Source organism: Aquitalea aquatica (assembly GCF_013911085.1).
In the GTDB taxonomy this organism is placed as follows: domain Bacteria; phylum Pseudomonadota; class Gammaproteobacteria; order Burkholderiales; family Chromobacteriaceae; genus Aquitalea; species Aquitalea aquatica.
Genome location: NZ_JACERN010000033.1, coordinates 14,114 through 34,968 on the forward strand (window position 1 = coordinate 14,114; position 20,855 = coordinate 34,968).

The following is a 20,855-nucleotide window of genomic DNA, read 5'->3' on the forward strand; positions in this document are numbered from 1 at the left end:
CCCGGCAGCGGCCTGCGACCTTGGCCCGCACTGAACGTTTACCCTCTCCCGTGCATCAAACCGGATGCAGCCATGGCACTGAGAGTCATCTCCTTGATTTTCCAGGCCGCTGCACCAGCCCAGGAGAATGCCCATGTCATCCAACCCGAAGAATGCCCGCTTCCCGCAGCCGCCCAGCCTCGACATCACTCTGAAGTTTCTGCAGGTGTCGATGAATAATGTCGAACAACTGATGAATTTCCAGATCAGTACCAGCCGTACCCAGCTGGATAACTATGCAAAGTCGCTGCAAGCGCTGAGCCAGGCTGGCTCACCGCAAGAGGCGCTCAACCAGATCAGCACCATCGCCAAGGAAAACGCCAATCAGGCCATGGAATGTTCCGGTGAATTCTGCGGCATCCTGACCAAGGCACAAGAAGATTTGCAGGGCCTGGCGCTGGAGCATCTGGGCAGCATGCAGGACTCGCTGCAGGGCATGGCCGCTTATCTGCAACCAACCGAACAGCCGGCCGCCGCCAGCGAGAAGAAATAAGCCTGGCCACGGCAGTGTGCCATGGCCAAACAAACAGCCCGCCATCGGTAACGATGTGCGGGCTGTTTCGATCTGGATCGCGAAGACGCTCAGTCGTCGCCGAAATCGGCTTGCTCGGCCAATTGCTGTGCCTGTTGTTGCTCTTCGGCCAGCTTGGCCTGCCATTGCTCTTCACTCAGACCATGGCTGCCATCGCAATAATCACGTCGCCCACAACCACAACGACCGATATCGGCCGGATTCGCCTGTACTCGCATGCATCTCTCCTGTTAAACCAGTTACGCGCCAAGAAGCCGACACAGACAGCCCCAAGCAACGCGGGGCAGAGACTACCCTGAGTACAGCAACATTTCAACGATAGCGGCTGAGAATCCGCTCTCCCTCACCACTGACACGCACCCTGGCCACACCATCGGCAATATCGCGCGTGGCGGCATCATTAAAGCCTGGCGACGAAGCCAAAAACACATGCATGACATCACCCAGCCTCAGGCCATAGCGCAACTGTGCCGGGTCGCCACCGGCCTGGCGATAGATGGATTTGGCTGCCAAATCCGCCGCCACCCACAAATCAATGCGCCGCGCCGCCAGCTTGCGCGCATTGATCTCCTCGGAAAATGCCGACTCAACCTGGGTAAAACCCAGATCATGCAAGATCTTTTCCGCCGGATTACCGCGCAGCACGGCAATACGCATACCCTTGGCCTCCTCCAGCGTATGCGGCAACGGCGCACCCGCGCTAATCAAGACAAACTGGTACTGGAACAGCTCGGCAATCCAGTTGTACTGGGTTTCGCGCTCCGGGGTACGGGTCAGCGGAATGATGATGCGGTCACTACTGCTACGGGTTTCGCTCTGAGCGCGCAACCATGGCAGAAAGCGGTAATGGAAGCTGATTCCGTATAGTTTTCCTGCGGCATCCAGCAAATCCACGGCAATACCAGCTGGCCGCCCCTGCTCTTCATAGCTGAAAGGAGGGATAGGGCCGGCATCTACGGTTATCTCACGCGCGGAACACTCCCGCGCCAGGCACAGCACAACAAGCAGGCAGCAAAACAGCCTTGTTTTCATAAGAAGTAATTGACAATTGCATTATGACATTCGTCTTATTTATCCATTAAAACAGGCTGTTTTGCCAGTTGTTTCTCCTGATTATTTCTCAGCTGCTTAACGCCCCGTCTTTAACTGGGTCCATAAGCGGTTTTGCAAGCGCAGGATTTCCGTCGGCAAGGGTTGCAACAAAAACAGCGTCTGCATCACCGCCGGGGATGGGTAGATGCCCGCATCGCTGGCAATGGCTGCTTGCACCAGCTTGCGTGCTGGCAGATTGGGCGTGGGGTAGAACACCTTGTTGGTAATGCCGGCAGCGACATCCGGCTGCAGGATGTGGTTGATCCACTGATGGGCCGCCTGCGAGTTTGGTGCATCTTTGGGAATGGCCATCATGTCGACGGAAAACGGCGCCCCGCTTTTGGGAATGACATAGCTGATCTGATAATGCTTGCCGGCATCGGCCGCACGACGGCGGGCAATGCCGATATCGCCGGACCAGCCCACGGCAAAGCAGATATCGCCATTGGCCAGATCATTGATATAGCCGGAAGAGTTGAACTGGGTGATATAGGGGCGGATCTTCTTCAGGGCTTCGAATGCTGCCTGATAATCGGCCGGATTCTTGCTGTTGGGGTCTTTGTGCAAGTAATGCAGGGTGATGGCAAACACATCGCTGGCCTGGTCCAGCATGGATACGCCACAGCCTTTCAGCTTGCTCAGCTTGGCCGGCTCAAACAGCACATCCCAACTATCCAGCGCCACCTCATTGCCCAATGCCGCCTTCACCTTGTTCAGGTTCAGGCCCAGGCCGTCGGTAAACCAGGCATAGGGCACACCGTATTTGTTACCAGGATCGGCACTGGCCACCATCTTCATCAATTGCGGGTCCAGATTGGCCAGATTGGGTAGCAACGCCTTGTTCAGCGGCAGGTAGATGCCTGCAGCGGCCTGCCGGGCCATGTAGTTGGAGGTGGGCACGACGATATCGTAGCCCGCCTTGCCAGTCAGCAGCTTGGCTTGCAAGGTGTCGTCACTGTCGTAGACATCGTATTTCACCTTGATGCCGGTCTGTTTCTCGAAGCTGCTGATGGTCTGTTCACCGATGTAATCAGACCAGTTGTACACGTGCAGCTCGGCAGCCTGCGCGGTCAGGCCGAGACAGAGTGCCGCGCCGGACAATAGCAGGCGTATGGTGGGTTTACGGCTCATGATGGGACTCCCGATATTCCTGTGACGAAATCCGCAGGCCGGCGCATGGCTGGCCTGCGGGGTAAATGGCGCAACTGGGAATGAGTCTTGCCGGCTCTGAATGGCCGTTCATCAGTATCTGGCAGGGCGGCGGCCGCCGCCCGGGGTTTACAACAGGCCCAGCTCCTGTGCGGTGCGATCCACCGCGCGGCGGGTCTTGTCCAGCAACTCGTCGATTTCACTGCGGGTAATGGCCAGCGCCGGTGCCATGATCATGCGGCCATGGGTGGAGCGGATGATCAGCCCCTCGTCAAAGCCATGAGTACGGCAACGCCAGCCGATGTCATCTTCATTGGCAAACAGCTGGCGGCTGGCCTTGTCTTCGCACAGCTGCAGGGCCGCCACCATGCCCGTCCCCTGGATGTCGCCCACCAGCGGGTGCTCGGCGAATATCTGACGCAGGCAGGCTTGCAGATAGGGGCCGGTATCCTGCTTCACCGCCTCCACCATGCCTTCACCTTGCAATACATCCAGATTGGCCAGCGCCACCGCGGCGGCCACCGGGTGTCCGGAATACGTCAAACCATGAGCAAACACCCCGCCCTTGGCGACCAGCGCCTCGGCCATGCGCCGCGACAATACCAGCCCGCCCATGGGGATGTAGCCGGAGGTCAGCCCCTTGGCAATGCTCAGCGTGTCGGGCTGGAAATCGAAATGCTGGTGGGCAAACCATTCGCCAGTACGGCCAAAGCCGCCAATCACCTCGTCGGCGCACAGCAGCACATCGTATTTCTTGCAGATACGCTGGATTTCCGGCCAGTAGCTTTCCGGCGGGAAAATCATCCCGCCCGCACCCTGGAAGGGTTCGGCGACAAAGGCAGCTACCTTGTCTGCGCCCAGCTGCAGGATTTTCGCCTCCAGCTCCTGCGCGCATTTCAGGCCAAACTCGGCCGGGCTCAGCTTGCCGCCATGGGCGTACCAGTAGGGCTCGGCAATATGCTCGACACCGGGAATGGGCAGATTGCCCATCTCGTGCATGAAGGCCATGCCACCCAGCGAAGCACTGCCCACGGTGGAGCCGTGATAGCCATTGTGGCGACCAATGAAGATTTTCTTGTCCGGCTGGCCCATCACATCCCAGAAGCGACGCACGGTGCGGATCAGCACCTCGTTGGCCTCCGAGCCGGAGTTGGTATAGATCACATGGCTGTACTGCCCCGGTAGCAGGGAAAACAGCCGCTCGGACAATTCCACCACCGCCGGATGGGTGGTGTGGAAAAACATATTGTAGTAACTCAGCTGCTGCAGCTGGCGGGTGGCGGCTTCGATCAGCTCCGGCCGGCCATAACCGACATTGGTACACCACAGGCCGGACATGCCGTCCAGATACTGCTTGCCCTCGTTGTCCCACACATACAGTCCTTCACCACGGGTAATGACGCGTGCGCCCTCCTCGTTCAAGGCTTTCTGATCGAGAAAAGCATGAATATGATGGGCCGCATCCATCGCCTGGTATTCGGCGGTACTGCGTTTGCTCTGATTGCTGTGCATTGAGGTCTCCATGCCGGGCGCACCGGCTTACAGGCTGATCCAGGTAGTCTTGAGCTGGCTGAACTTGTCCAGCGCGTGCAGCGACAGGTCGCGGCCAAAGCCGGACTGCTTGCAGCCGCCAAACGGCACGCCGGGGTCCAGCGCATCCACGGTATTCACCGACACGGTGCCGGCACGCAGGGCGCGGGCAACACGGTGGGCACGGCGCAGCTGGTCGGTCCATACAGCTGCTGCCAGGCCATAGATGCTGTCATTGGCCAGGGCGATGGCCTCGGCTTCGCTGTCGAAACGCAGCACTGACAGCACCGGGCCAAAGATTTCCTCACGGGCAATGCGCATGTCGGGGGTAACGCCGCTAAACAGCGTGGGTTGCAGATAGCAATCGCTATGACCTATGCGCAGGCGCTCGCCGCCGGCCAGCAGGCTGGCACCTTGTTGCAGGCCGCTGGCAATAAAACCCTGGACCCGCGCGGTATGGCCGGCATCCACCAGCGTCCCCTGCCGGGTGGCCGGGTCCAGTGGATTGCCCGGCAGGAAGGCGGCCATTTCAGCCAACAGTTTTTCGACGAACCGGTCGTGAATGCTGGATTCGACCAGCAAGCGCGAACTGGCAGAACACACCTGGCCCTGATTGAAATAGATGCCAAAGGCCGCCTTGCGCGCTGCCGCGTCCAGATCAGCACAGTCGGCAAACACCAGATTCGGGCTTTTGCCACCGCACTCCAGCCACACCATCTTCATATTGGAAGCAGCGGAATACGCCAGAAAGCGCTTGCCGATTTCGGTGCTGCCGGTAAACGACAGGCAATCGATATCCGGATGCAGGCCCAGCGCCTGACCAGCTTCCTCGCCATAGCCGGGCAGCACATTGAGTACGCCATCCGGCAGGCCAGCCTCGCTGGCCAGTTGTGCCAGCCGAATGGCCGACAAGGGCGACTGCTCGGCCGGCTTCAACAACACACTATTGCCGGCAGCCAGTGCCGGGGCCACCTTCCACGCCGCCATATCCAGCGGGAAATTCCACGGAATCACCGCTGCCACCACGCCCACCGGCTCACGCGTGACCAGGGCCAGCGCATCCGGCCCGGTGGGGGCCACTTCGTCGTACAGCTTGTCGCAGGCTTCGGCATACCAGTCGAACAAGGCTGCGGTGGCTGGCACATCGATATTCAGCGCGTCGGTGATGGGCTTGCCCATGTCCAGGCAATCCAGCAAGGCCAGCTCATCGGCATTGTCGCGCAACAGTTGCGCCAGCTTTTGCAACACAACCTTGCGCTCACGCGGATGGCAGCGCGACCAGTGACCGGCATCGAAGCTGCGGCGTGCTGCGGTCACCGCAGCATCGACATCCGCCCGGTCGCAGCGCGCCACCATGGCCAGCGTCTGGCCGGTGTGCGGACAGTTGCTGGCAAACTGGCGGCCATCCCGCGCATCCTGCAGCCGGCCATCGATATAAGCCTGGGCGGCGGGGCGCAATGCGGCAGCGCGGGCTGTCCAGAAAGCGGTATCTCGTGCATGCATCGTGCTACTCTCCTGTCGGGATGCAAGACCTGCGCCGGGAACTGGCCGATGGCCGTTGGCAGGCTTGCTACTCATTGCCGGCCAGTCTAGGCAGGGGCCTGCCCAAGCAACATAGCCTTGATGGGTTAGCCAACTAACCCCGGCGGGGTAGCGAGCGACAGCCCTGCTTGCGGCATCATGGCGGGCAATCCGGGCCCATGGACGGCCCCAACAAAGGAATGAACATGCAGCTTGCAGTGGCAGACCTGGCCTTTCACCAGAGGCTGGGCCGATTGATGGAAAAACTGGGCGAACCTGGTTTCTGGCCGGCACTGGCACGCTTGCTGGCCGATGTCATCACCTTCGATACCTGGGTGGTACTGCTGTTTCAGCCGGAACAGGCACCGCACATCCTGGCCGATCATGCTGCCAATCTGGCGGCTGCCGACCTGTTTGCCGACTACCGCGCCCAGCTCTACCGCATCGACCCTTTCTACGTCTTCAGCCAGCAACAGCCAGCCGGCGGCCTGTACCGGCTGGATGATGTAGCCCCCGACTCATTCCGTGACACCGCGTATTTCCACCAATACTTCAGCCGCAATGTCGGGGCCGACGAGCTGCAATTCCTGCTGCCTATACCCGGCCAGGGTGTATTGTCCTTGTCGCTAGGCAGCCGCCGGCGCTTTACCGATGTCGAAATCGGTGCCTGCCAGCTATTCAGCCCCTGGCTGTTGCCGCTGATGGGCAAGGCCATCCGGCTGGATGCCTATCTGACCGAGCAACTGCGCCACAATCCGGCCGAACGCCAGCTGCGGCTGGAAGATGCACTGCGCCAGCGTGGCGAGCCGCACCTCACCGAGCGCGAAGTGCAAGTCGCCCTGCTGGTGCTGGCCGGCCACTCCACCAAGGCCGTCGCGCGCGAGCTGGGCATCTCGCTGGATACCGCCAAAGTGCACCGGCGCAATCTTTACGCCAAACTGGGCGTCAGCAATCAGGCTGGCCTGTTTCTGCTGTTTTCCGCCCCCAGCGCCGCCTCAGCTGACTGATGCAAGCAACAGTGCCCACCCGCAAACCATAAAAAATCATTACCTTCAACAGCTTACACAAAAAGTCAAAATAAGCTGCGACAGGAATGACACAGTAAACAGCGGTAAAACAAGACATTTTTCCAATGCAGGTTGCCAAGCAATTTGAATTTGTACACAATCAACATCACAGCAACAGCAAAGGAAGCCGGCATGGCTCAAGGTGGTAAACGCGATGGCGCAGGGCGCAAATCCGCATTCGGTGGCGACAAGACCGTGGCCATGCGGGTGCCGGAACCACTGCGCCCCCTGCTGGAAGGCTGGCTGGCTGAATACCGCCAGCTACGCTCGGTAAAAACGGCGGACACGCAGGATATCCGTACCCTGTCCGACACCCTCAGTCAGCTGTCGCTGCCCCTGTTCGCCAGCCGGGTACCCGCCGGTTCGCCAGTGGCGGCAGATGACCTGAAGGAAGCCGACATCGACCTGAACGCCCATCTGGTCAGCCACCCGGCCAGCACCTTCATGGTGACGGTGAAGGGTGACTCTATGATCAATGCGGGCATCCACGATGGCGACCTGCTGATTGTCGACCACTCCTTGCAAGCCCGTAGCGGCAAGGTGGTGGTGGCCGTCATCAATGGTGAGCTGACTGTAAAGCGGCTGGAGAAAACGGCGAGCGGGCTGTTTCTGATGCCGGAAAACCCGGCCTACGCGCCGATTGAGGTGCCTGAAGAAGCGGCGCTGTTTATCTGGGGTGTGGTGACCAATGTCATCCATCCGGTCTCGTAAAGGAGAACAAGATGCAAATGCAAATCGATGAAAGCCTGATCAAAATGAAGTTCATGGACTGGCGCCGCCTGCCGCGTGCCTTTCGCGAAGTACGCGCCGGTCAGCCACAAGTGCTGGTGTCCCGCACAGGCCGTAGCTACTTTGTTCCAGTGCAATTTGTCTGAAGCCACAACGCGTAGCCATCGCAACTCACCCAGCAGGCCGGCGTCATGCCGGCCTTGCTACACACAAGCCCAACTGCCAGATACCCATGGCAAGTGTGATCACCCGCGATCAAGCCGAGCGACAGCAAGGCCAGATCTGAGCGCCACTGCGCGCAGCCCAACGGCCATGCTGCAGCCGGTCAATAATCCATCCCCCCACTGCGCCAGACACAAGACCTCTGACAAGCACGCCATGCACCGGCCACACCGGCCAAGCCGTATTGCTTGGCACAGCTGAGCAGCAGTCTTCCGTATATTGCATTCGCCGATAAGCTAGCCGGCCAGGCGAGGCATGAACAGCGTGCGCTGAGGTGCAGCCGAAATGAGAGCCAGATCAAGACTGGTGCCCAGGTTAACAACCAGCACACCATGGCAGCCTATGCCGCAAGGCAAGGGAGGTGAAATGTGAACAACCATAAAAAAGCCCTCCCACAAGGGGAGGGTCTAACAGGGTATCGGGGAAGTGTAACGACCAGAAGCTGAGGGCATCCGGTCATACAGCGCCTGGATCCATACCAAGAACCAAGCACAAGAACATCCTATCGCTTTGCCCATGGCATTGACTATGGGTGAATTTACTTAGCAGACATATCGCGCATTATCTTGAGAATATTCTCAGCAGAAGTCTCGCGGCGGATCACTTCAAAAAAACTGGCGGCCTCCGGATAGGTCTTCTTCAACTGCCCCAGCCACTGCTTGAGCCGGGCGGGCGGATAGCGCGACTCACCCGCCTCTGCCACGCATTGCTGATAGAAGTCGAGCAACCATTCCATCAACACGGGCCAGGCCATGGGCGTGGCCGACTGGTCGGTGGCGATACGGCGCGCCAGATCGGGAGCCGCAATCAGGCCGCGCCCGATCATGACACGGTCACAGCCGCTTTGTGCCCGGATAGCGTGGTAATCCGCCACGGTCCACACCTCGCCATTGGCGATGACTGGTACGGTGACGTGTTCGCGGATACGGGCAATCCAGTCCCAGTGCGCGGGTGGCTTGTAGCCTTCCAGCTTGGTTCTGGCATGCACCACCAGCTCGGCTGCCCCTGCACTGGCCAGCGCCTGAGCACATTCCAGCGCCAGACTCTTGTCTTCGTAGCCCAGCCGCATCTTGGCGGTGACCGGGATGGCCTCCGGCACAGCTGCCCTTACCTGGCTGACGATGTGGTACAGCAGTTCCGGCTCGGTCAGCAATACTGCACCGCCGCGATGGCGGTTGACCGTCGGTGCCGGGCAGCCAAAGTTCAGGTCGACACCCGGCGCGCCAAGGCTGGCCACCTTGGCGGCGTTTTCTGCCAGGCATGCCGGGTCAGACCCCAATAGCTGCACCCGCACCGTGGTACCGGCCCGCGTCTTGCCGCCATGCAGCAATTCGGGCGCCAGCCGGTGAAAAGTACGCGTCGGCAGCAATACATTGGTGACACGGACAAACTCGGTTACGCACAAGTCGATACCGCCCAGACGGGTCAGTACATCCCGCATGATGGGGTCGACCAGACCCTCCATCGGCGCCAGCATCAGATTCATGGCTTAACCTGCTGAAAAAAGGGCGCTATTGTAACGGAATCACTGCACCGGAGCGAATGCATGACCTTGAAAATCTCCCCCCTGGCACCGCACCAGGCCGCCAGCTGCCTGCCGCTATTCCAAGCCTACCTGGCCTTTTATCATGTAGAGCAGGCTGCTGCCGATTGCCAGGCCTTTCTCGAAGCCCGGCTGAGTCATCACGAAGCGCGGCTGTGGCTGGCCGAGGATGCCGGTGTTGCGGTGGGTTTTGCCTTGATGTACCCGGGATTCAATTCACTGACGCTCAAGCCAAACTGGCTGCTGCACGACCTCTATGTTGCCCCGGAATACCGTGGCAGCGGTGTCAGCAAGCAATTGCTGCAAGTGTGTCAGGCTCATGTTCTGGCGCTGGGTGGCGGCGATATCATGCTGCAAACTGCCCATGACAACAGCAAGGCGCAAAGGCTGTATGAACGCAACGGTTTCGTACTCGACACCGACTTCCGGGTTTACTACTGGGATGGTAAGGGGAGTTGACCAGGTGGCCGCGCCCGGCCATGCTGGCGAGCGTTTTGACTGCTAGGAGCACGCAATGGACATCCCACGCGGCATCTATCGCCACTATCGTGGCAATCTGTACGAGGTACTGGGTCTGGGTCTGCATTCGGAAACGCATGAGCCGATGGTGGCCTACCGCGCCCTGTATGGCGAGTATCAACTGTGGACACGCCCGGCCGGCATGTTTCTGGAAACCGTGATCCACGAAGGCGAAAGCCGGCCACGCTTCGCCCCGGTCAAGCTGTTCTAGACTACTGGCCCATGCACATTTACCGTACCGACCAGTTTCCCCTGCCCTTGCCTGCCGGCCATCGTTTTCCCGCGCAAAAGTACCGGATGCTGACCGAGGCCGTGGCCAGCTTCGCCGCCGACTGCCTGGACACGGCAGCTGCAGCCACACCCTGGGAGCTGCAGCAAGCGCACAGCCCGGAATACATCGCCCAGGTACTGGATGGCAGCCTGCCGGCGCGCGCCTGGCGTGAAATCGGCCTGCCGTGGTCGCCACAGCTGGTGGAGCGCTCCTGTCGCTCGGTAGGTGCCACCATTGCTGCCGCCCGCTCGGCCTTGCTGCATGGCTGCGGCATCAGCCTGGCTGGCGGCACCCACCACGCCTACCGTGACAAGGGCAGTGGGTTCTGCGTATTCAACGACGTGGCGGTCGCCGCGAATCTGCTGCTGCAAGAAGGGCTGGTCCGGCGCATCCTGATGGTCGATCTGGACGTCCATCAAGGCAATGGCACGGCTGCCATCTTTCGCGATGATGCCCGGGTATTCACCTTTTCCATGCACGGGGAAAAGAACTTTCCCTTTCGCAAGGAGGCCAGCTCGCTCGACATCGACCTGCCCGATGCCACCGGCGATGATGTCTATCTCAACTTGCTGCAACAGCAGCTGCCGCTATTGCTACAGCAACATCAACCGGAACTGGTGTTTTATCTGGCCGGGGCAGACAGCTATGCTGGCGACCGGCTGGGCAAGCTGGCGCTCAGCATGACCGGACTGCAACAGCGCGACCGACTGGTGCTGGAACAGGTCGCCAGCCATGGCGCGGCACTGGCCATTACCATGGCCGGCGGTTACGCCAACGATATTGCCGACACGGTGGCCATTCAGCGCAATACCGTGCACCTTGCCTGGCACTACCACAGCCAAGCCGGTGCACTGTAAGCACGGCCCAGCCAGACCGACCAACCATGACCACCCACTATCGCAGGAGCAAAACATGAGCAAAGCCACACTGGCCGCCGGCTGTTTCTGGTGCACCGAGAGCATTTTCCTGGCCTTGCAAGGCGTACGGCAGGTGCAGTCCGGCTATATCGGCGGCCATACCAGCAATCCGGACTACCGCAGCGTGTGCAGCGGCCAGACCGGCCACGCCGAGGCGGTGGAGATTGATTTTGACGAGCAGCTCATCAGCTTCAGCCAGCTGCTGCAGGTGTTCTTCGCCACCCACGACCCCACCACACTCAATCGCCAGGGGCATGATGTCGGCAGCCAGTACCGTTCAGCCATTTTCTATCACGATGCAGAGCAGCAAGGCATGGCCAGCGACTACATGGCTGCCCTCGATCAGCAGCAGATCTTCCCCGCCCCCATCGTCACCACCCTGGAAGCCGCCAGCCACTTTTATCCGGCCGAAGACTACCACCAGCGCTATTTCGAACTGCACGGTCACGAAGCCTATTGCCAGGCGGTGATCCTGCCCAAGCAAATGAAAATGCGCCGGCAGTTTGCCCAATGGCTGAAAAGTAACTGAAACAAGCCATGGCCGGCGTGAAACCGGCCACAGGCAGCCCGGCCGCCACAGGCTGCCGCAGCAGGCCGGGCCGCTATCAAATTAGCGTTACGCGGCCCTTGCTGCTACAGTCGACAGCTGCATTGCCATGACTGGCCAATACACCACAACATCATGCCAGCCCAGCCCACTTTCACTTCACAACCATCCAGCCTGCTGCACAAACACCTGAAGCTGCTGCGGGAAGCCAACCGCCGCCACAAATGGCTGCTGGCCGGCCTGTATCTATTGTTGTGCGCCCTGCTGGGCCTGCTGCTGGTGCACGAAGCCATGCAACGTCAGCAACAGGCGCTGGATAGCCTGGCCAGCCAATTACAGGCCGATATCAACACGCACATACAGCTGGCGCTGGCCACGCTCGACCATGCCAGCACCCTACTACAGCAGCAAGCAGCCGACCCAACACCAAGCCTGCGCGATTTTGCTGGCCTCGCCACCGCACGCCAGCCGTTTATCGACTACCTGGGCTGGCAGCCGCGCATCCGCGCCGAGCAGCGCGCCCGCTTCGAACAACAGCAAAGCCAGCAGCGCGGGCAGGTCTTTGCCATCCGCGACTACTGGCTTACCCGCAACACCGCGGGCCAGGACACCGGCAACTATGTGCCGGCACCGCCACGCAATGACTATCTGCCACTGCTGATGCAAGAACCTTCGCCGCCGGCAACGCTGCGTGCCATGCAAGGACTGGATCTGCTGCACGATCCGATATTGGGCCCGGTATTGCAGCAGGCAGTCAGCCAGGGCTCGGTGCAGCTCAGCCCACCCTGCCGCATCGGTCAGCACTGGCATCTGCTGTTGCTGCAAGCCAGCTACAGCGCCAGCCCGCCCTCGCCCAACCCGCTGGTGCGCAGCGAGCAGTTGCAAGGCGTGTTACTGATGAGCTTGCAACTGGACAGGCTGCTGGCGACATCCGCACCCCAATACGACGGAGTGCAAGTCACACTGCTGGCAGCTGACGGCAGCCGTAACCCCTTGTCCGGCAGCCATCCGGCGGCAGACGACAATAGTCTGCTACCGATGCAAAGCGCCCGCCTGCATCCAGCGCTGTCCACCACTGGTTATCGCCTGCAACTCGACCAGACACTGACCTGGCAACAGCTGTCCGCCCCTTTGCTGGCCCTGGGCCTGGCCGCCAATACCTTGCTGTGCTACCTGTTATGGCTGCTGGCGGCCCAGCAGCAGCGCCAGCGCAATATCCGTCGCCGTGCCATGGATCACCTGCACCGCGAACGCGAACATGCCAGCGTCACCCTGCAGGCCATTGCCGATGCAGTAGTTACCTTCGACACCGCCTTTCGCATCCAGTACCTCAATCCATCGGCAGGCATGCTGCTGGGGCCAGGCCATCGCAGCGTCATTGGCCAGAATGTGCGCCAGCTACTGCGTCTGGGCCATGAATTCGCCCGCCCCGGCAGCACCGACCCCTTCACCCAGGCCATGCAGACGCGTGACAGCGTCTACCTGCCGGATAGCAGCTACCTGACTCGCAACTCGGGTGAAAAGCTACTGGTGGAAGGCTGTGTATCGCCGGTATTCGACCAACAAGGCCGGCTGCTCGGTGCCGTACTCACCCTGCGCGACACCGCCCCGCGCCGTCAGCACATGCTGGCCGCACTGGAAGCCAGCGAACGCCGCCTGCGCCAGCACGAACAGGAGCTGGCGCGCGTGGCGCGCATCAATACCATGGGGGAAATGGCCTCCGGCATCGCTCATGAAATCAACCAGCCGCTGTCAGCCATTGTCAGCTACTGCCAGGCCAGCCTCAGCCTGCTGCAGGAAGAAGACCCCGACCTGCCGCTGGTGTGCCGCGCCATGCAGAACGCCGCCAACCAGGCACAGCGCGCCGGCCAGGTCATCCAGCGCCTGCGCGAATTCGTCAGCAAGCGCAATCAGCACCAGAGCCTGCTGGACCCGAACCAGACCGTCAGCAATGCGCTCGCTTTGCTGGAATACGAGCTGCAAAGTCACGATATTCATCTGGAACAGTATTTTTCCGACAAGCTCTCTGCCGTTTATGCTGATAACATTCAGCTGGAGCAGGTGATTTTGAACATATTGCGCAACGCCATCGACGCCATGGAAAGCGTTCACCCCTGGGGCCGGCTGATCATCAGCACCGAGCAGGATGCGACGCGAGTGCGTATCATGATCGCCGATAACGGCCCCGGCATTGCCGCAGCCCTGCAAGACAAGATATTCGACCCCTTCTTCAGCACCAAACCCAACGGAATGGGGCTGGGACTGGCCATCTGCCAGACGGCCATCGACAATATGGGAGGTCAGATCCTGGCCAGCAACCGCCCATCCGGCGGCGCGCAATTCGTGATCGACCTCCCGGCACTTACCACATTGACAGCACCGGCTGTAGCAGGAGAACAAGTTTCATGAAGTACATGATGCCAACCGTTTTCATCGTGGATGACGACCCGGCCGTGCGTGATTCGCTAGCCTTGCTGATCATGGCCCAGGGCATGCGCACAGTGACTTTCGCCAATGCGCTGGAGTTTCTCGAAAACTATACCGAAGGCGAAATCGGCTGCATGGTGCTGGACATCCGCATGCCACAGATTACCGGCCTGGCCCTGCAGGAAAAACTGGTGGAACGCGGCATCACAATTCCTATCGTGTTCATTACCGGCCATGGCGACATCGAACAGTGCCGCCGCGCCTTTCAGTCCGGTGCCATCGACTTCCTGACCAAGCCCATCGACCAGAACCGCCTGATCGACAGCCTGCGCAAGGGCATCCGGATGAGCATTCACCAGCAGCAGCAGGAAGAAGAAACCCAGGAAGTCATGCAATTGCTGGATCGCATCAGCGGCCGCGAGCGCGAGGTGCTGGAACTGGTGGCCGATGGTATGTCCAGCAAGGAAATCGCCCGTCAGCTGGACCTGTCGCCGCGCACCATCGAGGTACATCGCGCCAACCTGTTCAGCAAGTTGGGGGTAGATTCGCTGGCCGACCTGATCCGTTTTTACCTGAAGGCGCTGGAAGCCACCGGCAAAAAACGCAGTGATGAGTCTTTTTTGAACGAAACCAGCGCAAGGCAGTAGAATCGCCCACATGGAACGACTGTTCAAACATGTCTGCCTGGTGGCACGACATAGCAAACCTCAAGTGGTGGAGTCGCTGCGCACGCTGGCCGACCACCTGGCCGCCGCCGGCATCACCGTGTTCGTCGACAAGGAAAGCGCCACGCCGGCCGAAGCCGGCCCGCACCTGCTGATCGAACGCAGTGACATGGGCAAGCTGGCCGATCTGGTCATCGTACTGGGTGGCGATGGCACCATGCTGTCCATTGCCCGCGTACTGGCCCCCTACCGCGTACCGCTGGTGGGCATCAACCAGGGCCGGCTGGGTTTCATGACCGACATCCCGCGCCATGAAATGCTGGAAGCCATCGACGCCATCCTCGCCGGCAACTTCATTCCGGAAAACCGCATCCTGCTGCAGGCCTCGCTCATCCGCGAAGATGCCGAGATAGCCAATGCGCTGGCCTTCAACGACATCGTGTTCAGCCGTGGTGCCGTGGGTTCGATGATCGAATTCGAAGTCTTCATCGACAACCAGTTCGTCTACAGCCAGCGCTCGGACGGGCTGATCGTCGCCACACCTACCGGCTCCACCGCCTATTCGCTGGCTGCCGGCGGCCCTATCCTGCACCCCACGCTGCAGGCCATTGCCCTAGTGCCGATCTGCCCGCAATCGCTGAACAACCGCCCCATCGCCGTCAACGACTCTTGCGAAGTGGAATTCATGCTGACCCGCGGGCTGGACGCGCGCGTGCACTTCGATGGCCAATCGCATTGCGACCTGATGGAAATGGACCGCGTGCTGATCCGCCGCTACCGCAACCCGCTGCGCATCCTGCATCCGGTGGGTTACAACTACTACGACATGCTGCGCCACAAGCTTCACTGGGGCGAGCGACTGCTCTGACACGCACACACCATGCTGCTATCCCTACTGGTCAAAGATTTTGTCATCGTTGACAGCATTGCGCTGGACTTCGCCCCCGGCTTCACCGTACTCACCGGCGAAACCGGTGCCGGCAAATCCATCCTGCTGGATGCCCTCGGCCTGTTGCTGGGCGACCGTGCCGAAGGCTCGCTGGTGCGCGAAGGAGCCGAAAAGGCAGAAATCAGCGCCGAGTTCGACAGCCGCCAGCGCCCGGAAATCAATGCTTGGCTGCAGGAAAATGCCCTGTCCGGCGACGACGACATCGTGCTGATTCGCCGCGTACTGGATAAATCCGGCCGTTCGCGCAGCTTTATCAACGGTCAACCGGCGACGCTATCCCAACTCAAACAGCTGGGCGAGTTTCTGGTCGACATCCACGGCCAGCATGCGCACCAGTCACTGGTAAAGAGCGAAGCCCAGCGTGAGCTGCTGGATGCCTATGCCGGCAGCAGCTCGCTGGCGCGCGAAGTGCACCAGGCCTGGCAGGAGTGGCAAGCCGCCCGCAAGGCACGTGCCGATGCCGACAAGCTGTCGCGCGAATCCGAAGTGGAGCGCGAACGGCTCAACTGGCAGATCAACGAACTGAGCGAACTTGGTCTGCAACAGGATGAATGGGCCAGCCTCAACCAGAGCCACTCGCGTCTGGCCAATGCTGCCGAGCTGGTACAGAGCGCCCAGTACGCCGTGGACACCCTGTCCGAGATGGAGGGCAACTGCCTGTCCGTGCTCACCCAGGTGCAAACCCGCCTGAGCAAGCTGGCCAACCTGGACCCACGGCTGGCCGACACCCTGTCGCTGCTGGATTCGGTCGACGCCGAACTGCGCGAAGTGGTGTACAGCCTGCGCGACTACGCCAGCGACATCGATGAAGACCCGGGCCAACTGCAGCAAGTGGAAAGCCGCATCGACAGCCTGATGAGCATGGCCCGCAAATACCGTGTACAGCCGCAGGAACTGCCGCTCAAGCTGGAAGACTGGCAAACCCAGCTGGCCGCACTGGAAGCCTCCACCGACAGCGAAGCCCTAGCACTGGCCGAAACCGCCAGCCTGTCACGCTACCGCACCCTGGCCGAAGCCCTGTCCGGAAAACGCCGCCAGGCCGCCAGCGAACTATCGGCCCGCATCAGCAAGGAAATGCAGCAGCTGGCCATGAGCAGCGCCCGCTTTGCCATCGAACTGGCCGCGCTGGCCGAACCCGGCGCCCACGGACTGGAATCCATCGAATACCTGGTGGCCGCCAACGCCGGCACCAGCCTGCGCCCACTGGCCAAGGTAGCCTCCGGCGGCGAACTGTCGCGCATCAGCCTAGCCATGCAAGTGGTGATCAGCCAGGTAGCCAGCGTGCCGACGCTGATATTCGACGAAGTGGACGTAGGGATTGGCGGCCGCGTGGCAGAAGTCATCGGCCACATGCTCAAGCAGCTGGGCCAGCGCTATCAGGTGCTGTGCATCACCCACCTGCCCCAGGTAGCCTCCTGCGGCGAGCAGCACTGGCAAGTCAGCAAGCGCGAAGAGAAAAAGCGCGTGGTCAGCCGCATCACCCCGCTGGAGCACGAACAGCGCGTGCTGGAAATCGCCCGCATGCTAGGCGGTGCCGAACTCACCCAGACCACCCGCCAGCACGCCGCAGAAATGCTGGAAATGAACCGTGCAACCCCCTAGCCAAATGGGCTGAGTACGGTTATGATTGCGTCCTCTTTGCCAACGGTGCCAAGCGCCGATGACATGGACACTGCGGAGGTTTGGGTGAGTGGTTTAAACCAGCAGTCTTGAAAACTGCCGACGGGAAACCGTCCGTGGGTTCGAATCCCACAGCCTCCGCCAAAACACAAAAAAGCCCTGAATTTCCTTCCTAATCAATAGGTTGCGAACTTCAGGGCTTTTCAATTTATCACACGTATTTACCACACGCGCTATCTGGGTGGAAATCGACCAAACAAGGGTTTCGCCATATCCCATTATGGAAAGGAGACCCTCCCCATTCTGTTGCTAAAACTTCACCGGTGGATACTCCCGCTCCTCTAGCTCCTGTCATGCCTTGTCCCCAGCAGTGAATCTTGTAGCTGAGATCATGGAGTCGGCGCATTCAACAGCATCATTTCACGTCAATAGCCGCAGCCGACTTGATAAGGGTTGTAGCCAGACTGGCCAGATTGGCATCGCTCATCCCGTTTGCCTGGTACTGGCAAAGGTAGAAACTTCCGACGAGCAGGAATGCCGTTCTTTCCGTCGATACGTTCAGCGCCTTCGCTGTTTTGATCAGCTCAGAGTTGACCTTTGCCACATCCTCCGGCGTTGAATTGCTTGGAATTTTCTCAAATACCTTTAGCACCGAGTCAGAGAGATTGGCCGTTACTTTCGAGTTCACATCATTCATTGTCAGGGCCATCTGCATGCACGCCTTTGGACCGGAGCTCGGATTGGCCGCAGGAACCACCAAGGCGGCTGACAAATCATTCCGCCACGCCATGATTCCCGCACCCGTGCTATTAAAGCGAGAATGCGTGGCACATCCGGTAAGCAAGGTTGCAAGAACTGCCAGACATAACATTTTCATGATCGTTTTCCTTTTCGCTGAGCAAGCCCCTTGAGCAAGATGAAAGGTCAGATACTGTTTTTAACGGCGTTATGTCAATGTAGTTTGTAATGCCGAATAAATAAACGGTTTTTGTGTGATGGGTCAGCTCGGATAAGCCAGCCAGAAGAGCAAGGCAGCGACAATTACGACGCCGACCATCCGCACCGTGTTGATGGCTTCGCGCGCGTTCCTCTGCTGTCCGCGTTGACCGTGCCCCTAGCGGCGTGGATCGCATAGACGCCAGTGATACTAGCCTTATCCTGCCGACTCAGAATCATCAAGCAGGATACCTGGCCTCTTCTCAGAGATTTCTGCGTCTTGCCTGGCTTCACTTCCAGCCCCAGTACTGGCTGGACGATCTCAGGTGCACTGGTGTTGATACCCGTGCAAAGCCGCTGTTTAGTACATATAAATAATGCTAAGGACATTTATTTTGCAGAGGAGCCCTGCATATGCCCGGCTTACCAAGCATATTGGCACTCAGTTTGCTGCTCATGCCATGCATCGCCCTGGCCACCGAGCCCAGCAGAACCATCATTCTGGAATGCGACTACCTACCCAGCATCTGCAACCAGCCAGATGAGCCCAGCCCAGGTTTGATGATAGAGATTGGCAGCGAGGCCATACGCCGGGCAGGCTACATGCCACAAACCAAGATTCGTCCGTGGAACCGTGCCATGCGCGAGGTCATCGACAGCAACAACGCCATCATCATCTACTTTGCCCGCACACCGGAACGAGAACCGCTGTTTCACTGGATCACCGTCATCAACAGTACTGACTTCAGGCTCTTCACCAGAGACGGCGCCACACCCTACAACACGCTGCAGCAAGCCACAGCCGCAGGACTCATCGGCGTACGAACCGGCTCCAGCGTCCTCAACTGGCTAGCCCAGCAAGGTGTCAGCAAACAGCAGATAGAACAAAGCCAATTAACAGAAATGGCGAAAATGCTCAAAGCAGGCCGTATTGGCAGCTTTCTGGGGGCATCGGCCACCTTCAAACCAAGCTACCAGCAACAAATCGGTGCCATGCCGGTAGAAGGCAATGTGCTATACAGCAGCGAGAACTGGATCGCATCCGGCCCTCGCTTTCCACCCGAAACAGCCGCAAAAATCGCCACCGCCCTCAGCCGGATGAAAGAAGATGGCTTTATCGAACAGCTCACCCGCAAGTATGGCAAGTAAGTAGCCAAACCACGCAGCCACAACCACACATCCAGGGACGACACCGCCGGCATTGTAGGTAGCAGTCGCTACTCTAATACGGTTGTCACGGGGCAGACCGTGACGTCATCCCATCACACCGCCAGCGGCTCCAGCTTGCGCAGACGCAGTGCAATCAGCAGCAGCATGACCAGCCCCAGTGCGATCATTGCCGCCACGCCATTCCATTTGCCCATGCCCCACAGCAAGCCGGAGAAGGAGCCCACCACGCTGGAACCCAGATAATAGGCAGTGAGGTAAAACGCAGAGGCCAACGCCTTGCCGCGTTGTGCCCGGCGGCCTATCCAGCTGCTGGCAACGGAATGGCCACCAAAGAAGCCGAAGGTAAACAGCGCAATGCCCGGCACCATCAGCCACAGCGAGTCGGCCAGCGTGCAAACCAGCCCGGCAGCCATCAGCAGCACCATCAGCCACAACATGTTACGGCGGCCAAAGCGGTCAGCCATGCGCCCCACCCAGGCCGAGGCCCAGATGCCCACCATATAGAGCGAGAACACAAAGCCCAGCACGCTGTGGCTCAGATTGAAGGGTGCGGCCAGCAGGCGGAAACCCAGGTAGTTGTACAGGCTGACAAAGCAACCCATGAACAGGAAGGCCGACAGGAACAACCAGGGCAGGCCGCCATCGGCAAAATGGCTGGACACATCGCGGCGCAGCTCGGCCAGATTCAATGGCAGCGGCTTGAAGTGGCGCGAATCCGGCAGGCTGCGCCAGAACTCGATGGCACCGGCCACGCCCAGCACACCCAGTGCCAGCACGGCAGCGCGCCAGCCAAAATGGTCGGCAATCACCGCTGCCAGAAAGCGCCCGCTCATGCCACCCAGCGCATTACCGGCGATATACAGGCCGATGGAATGGCCCAGCGACAGCGGTTCCACCTCTTCACTCAGATAGGCCATGGCCACCGCAGGCAGGCCGGCCAGCACCACACCAAAAATGGCGCGCAGATAGAGAAACTGCTGAAAGCTGGGCGCAAAGGCTGCCAGCAGCATCAGCAACGCCGCCAGGCTCAGCGCGATATTCATGACCGGCTTGCGCCCCACCTTGTCAGCCAGAAAACTGGCCGGAATTAGCGCCAGCGCCAGGCCGGTGGTGGGCACCGACAGCACGCTACTGGCCGCCGCCGGCGACAGGGCAAAGTCGTGGGCAAACATCGGCATCAGCGGCTGCATGCTGTACAGCATGGAAAAAGTGCAAAAGCCACCCACAAACATGGCACGCGCCGTGGCGCGAAATGCGGTGGAACCGGCATGCAGACGGGGGGCGGCGGAAATGGTGTTCTCCTGGGTAGCAGCGGCAGCTGAATTCAGCGTAGCAGCACAGGAGGCAGAGTCGGAAGGCATGATGAAACCGCTAGCAGTGATACAGGTTTTGAGCTTATTCCTTGACTAA

At 59.9% G+C, this 20,855-nt stretch carries 21 protein-coding genes and 1 tRNA gene; 14 read left to right on the top strand and 8 right to left on the bottom strand.

Annotated features, from left to right (window positions below):
* Nucleotides 1-133: 133 nt before the first annotated feature.
* Entirely contained in the window at nucleotides 134-532 is a 399-nt protein-coding gene (locus tag H2Z84_RS12510; RefSeq protein WP_181836274.1) for a phasin family protein, read from the top strand.
* Between the two features lie 89 nt (nucleotides 533-621).
* On the opposite strand, the gene H2Z84_RS12515 is transcribed toward H2Z84_RS12510, so the two are convergent.
* The 5 genes from H2Z84_RS12515 to H2Z84_RS12535 all read right to left on the bottom strand — a co-directional run bounded on the left by H2Z84_RS12515 (nucleotide 622) and on the right by H2Z84_RS12535 (nucleotide 5,845).
* Nucleotides 622-789, bottom strand: coding sequence for a hypothetical protein (locus tag H2Z84_RS12515; protein WP_181836624.1), 168 nt, complete (start codon nucleotides 787-789; stop codon nucleotides 622-624).
* Nucleotides 790-883: 94 nt separating this feature from the next.
* Nucleotides 884-1,603 carry a substrate-binding periplasmic protein gene (locus H2Z84_RS12520; RefSeq protein ID WP_181836275.1) on the bottom strand — a complete coding sequence of 240 codons (720 nt, stop codon included), beginning with the start codon at nucleotides 1,601-1,603 and terminating at the stop codon, nucleotides 884-886.
* 96 nt (nucleotides 1,604-1,699) lie between these two features.
* Complete coding sequence (locus tag H2Z84_RS12525) at nucleotides 1,700-2,794, bottom strand: polyamine ABC transporter substrate-binding protein (protein WP_181836276.1); 1,095 nt, start codon at nucleotides 2,792-2,794, stop codon at nucleotides 1,700-1,702.
* 147 nt (nucleotides 2,795-2,941) lie between these two features.
* Nucleotides 2,942-4,324, bottom strand: a complete 1,383-nt coding sequence (locus H2Z84_RS12530) for an aspartate aminotransferase family protein (RefSeq protein ID WP_181836277.1) — start codon at nucleotides 4,322-4,324, stop codon at nucleotides 2,942-2,944.
* A gap of 27 nt (nucleotides 4,325-4,351) precedes the next feature.
* Nucleotides 4,352-5,845: an aldehyde dehydrogenase gene (locus H2Z84_RS12535; RefSeq protein ID WP_181836278.1), complete on the bottom strand. Its 1,494-nt coding sequence runs from the start codon at nucleotides 5,843-5,845 to the stop codon at nucleotides 4,352-4,354.
* A 224-nt stretch (nucleotides 5,846-6,069) separates the two neighbouring features.
* On the opposite strand from H2Z84_RS12535, the gene H2Z84_RS12540 reads away from it, so the two are divergent.
* From H2Z84_RS12540 to H2Z84_RS12550, 3 genes are all read left to right on the top strand, one after another.
* On the top strand, nucleotides 6,070-6,870 hold the full coding sequence (locus H2Z84_RS12540; RefSeq protein WP_181836279.1) for a helix-turn-helix transcriptional regulator: 801 nt from the start codon (nucleotides 6,070-6,072) through the stop codon (nucleotides 6,868-6,870).
* A gap of 192 nt (nucleotides 6,871-7,062) precedes the next feature.
* Nucleotides 7,063-7,641: a LexA family protein gene (locus tag H2Z84_RS12545; RefSeq protein WP_181836280.1), complete on the top strand. Its 579-nt coding sequence runs from the start codon at nucleotides 7,063-7,065 to the stop codon at nucleotides 7,639-7,641.
* 11 nt (nucleotides 7,642-7,652) lie between these two features.
* Nucleotides 7,653-7,805: a hypothetical protein gene (locus tag H2Z84_RS12550; RefSeq protein ID WP_158604626.1), complete on the top strand. Its 153-nt coding sequence runs from the start codon at nucleotides 7,653-7,655 to the stop codon at nucleotides 7,803-7,805.
* Between the two features lie 614 nt (nucleotides 7,806-8,419).
* On the opposite strand, the gene H2Z84_RS12555 is transcribed toward H2Z84_RS12550, so the two are convergent.
* Nucleotides 8,420-9,367, bottom strand: coding sequence for a tRNA dihydrouridine synthase (locus tag H2Z84_RS12555; RefSeq protein WP_181836281.1), 948 nt, complete (start codon nucleotides 9,365-9,367; stop codon nucleotides 8,420-8,422).
* Between the two features lie 60 nt (nucleotides 9,368-9,427).
* Between H2Z84_RS12555 and H2Z84_RS12560 the strand changes: the two genes are divergently transcribed.
* The 9 genes from H2Z84_RS12560 (at nucleotide 9,428) to H2Z84_RS12600 (ending at nucleotide 17,483) form a co-directional block, all read left to right on the top strand.
* Complete coding sequence (locus H2Z84_RS12560) at nucleotides 9,428-9,883, top strand: GNAT family N-acetyltransferase (protein ID WP_181836282.1); 456 nt, start codon at nucleotides 9,428-9,430, stop codon at nucleotides 9,881-9,883.
* A 55-nt stretch (nucleotides 9,884-9,938) separates the two neighbouring features.
* Nucleotides 9,939-10,154 carry a DUF1653 domain-containing protein gene (locus tag H2Z84_RS12565; protein ID WP_103523958.1) on the top strand — a complete coding sequence of 72 codons (216 nt, stop codon included), beginning with the start codon at nucleotides 9,939-9,941 and terminating at the stop codon, nucleotides 10,152-10,154.
* Nucleotides 10,155-10,165: 11 nt separating this feature from the next.
* The gene (locus H2Z84_RS12570; RefSeq protein ID WP_181836283.1) at nucleotides 10,166-11,071 is read left to right on the top strand and encodes a histone deacetylase family protein; all 906 of its coding nucleotides are present in this window, start codon (nucleotides 10,166-10,168) and stop codon (nucleotides 11,069-11,071) included.
* Nucleotides 11,072-11,126: 55 nt separating this feature from the next.
* Nucleotides 11,127-11,660, top strand: a complete 534-nt coding sequence (msrA, locus tag H2Z84_RS12575) for a peptide-methionine (S)-S-oxide reductase MsrA (protein ID WP_181836284.1) — start codon at nucleotides 11,127-11,129, stop codon at nucleotides 11,658-11,660.
* 153 nt (nucleotides 11,661-11,813) lie between these two features.
* Nucleotides 11,814-14,087, top strand: coding sequence for an ATP-binding protein (locus H2Z84_RS12580; RefSeq protein ID WP_181836285.1), 2,274 nt, complete (start codon nucleotides 11,814-11,816; stop codon nucleotides 14,085-14,087).
* On the top strand, nucleotides 14,084-14,752 hold the full coding sequence (locus tag H2Z84_RS12585; RefSeq protein WP_181836286.1) for a response regulator transcription factor: 669 nt from the start codon (nucleotides 14,084-14,086) through the stop codon (nucleotides 14,750-14,752). Before H2Z84_RS12580 ends, H2Z84_RS12585 begins: the two co-directional genes overlap by 4 nt.
* A gap of 10 nt (nucleotides 14,753-14,762) precedes the next feature.
* Complete coding sequence (locus H2Z84_RS12590; protein ID WP_181836287.1) at nucleotides 14,763-15,638, top strand: NAD kinase; 876 nt, start codon at nucleotides 14,763-14,765, stop codon at nucleotides 15,636-15,638.
* 12 nt (nucleotides 15,639-15,650) lie between these two features.
* The gene (gene recN, locus H2Z84_RS12595; RefSeq protein ID WP_181836288.1) at nucleotides 15,651-17,321 is read left to right on the top strand and encodes a DNA repair protein RecN; all 1,671 of its coding nucleotides are present in this window, start codon (nucleotides 15,651-15,653) and stop codon (nucleotides 17,319-17,321) included.
* A 74-nt stretch (nucleotides 17,322-17,395) separates the two neighbouring features.
* A tRNA-Ser gene (locus H2Z84_RS12600) sits at nucleotides 17,396-17,483 on the top strand.
* 271 nt (nucleotides 17,484-17,754) lie between these two features.
* Here the strand turns inward: H2Z84_RS12600 and H2Z84_RS12605 are convergent.
* Nucleotides 17,755-18,216, bottom strand: coding sequence for a hypothetical protein (locus H2Z84_RS12605; protein ID WP_181836289.1), 462 nt, complete (start codon nucleotides 18,214-18,216; stop codon nucleotides 17,755-17,757).
* A 515-nt stretch (nucleotides 18,217-18,731) separates the two neighbouring features.
* On the opposite strand from H2Z84_RS12605, the gene H2Z84_RS12610 reads away from it, so the two are divergent.
* Nucleotides 18,732-19,424 carry a substrate-binding periplasmic protein gene (locus H2Z84_RS12610; RefSeq protein WP_369597787.1) on the top strand — a complete coding sequence of 231 codons (693 nt, stop codon included), beginning with the start codon at nucleotides 18,732-18,734 and terminating at the stop codon, nucleotides 19,422-19,424.
* Nucleotides 19,425-19,537: 113 nt separating this feature from the next.
* Here H2Z84_RS12610 and H2Z84_RS12615 read toward each other — a convergent pair whose 3' ends face one another.
* A complete protein-coding gene (locus tag H2Z84_RS12615; protein WP_181836291.1) occupies nucleotides 19,538-20,806 on the bottom strand; it encodes an MFS transporter in 1,269 nt (422 codons plus the stop codon).
* Nucleotides 20,807-20,855 lie beyond the last annotated feature (49 nt).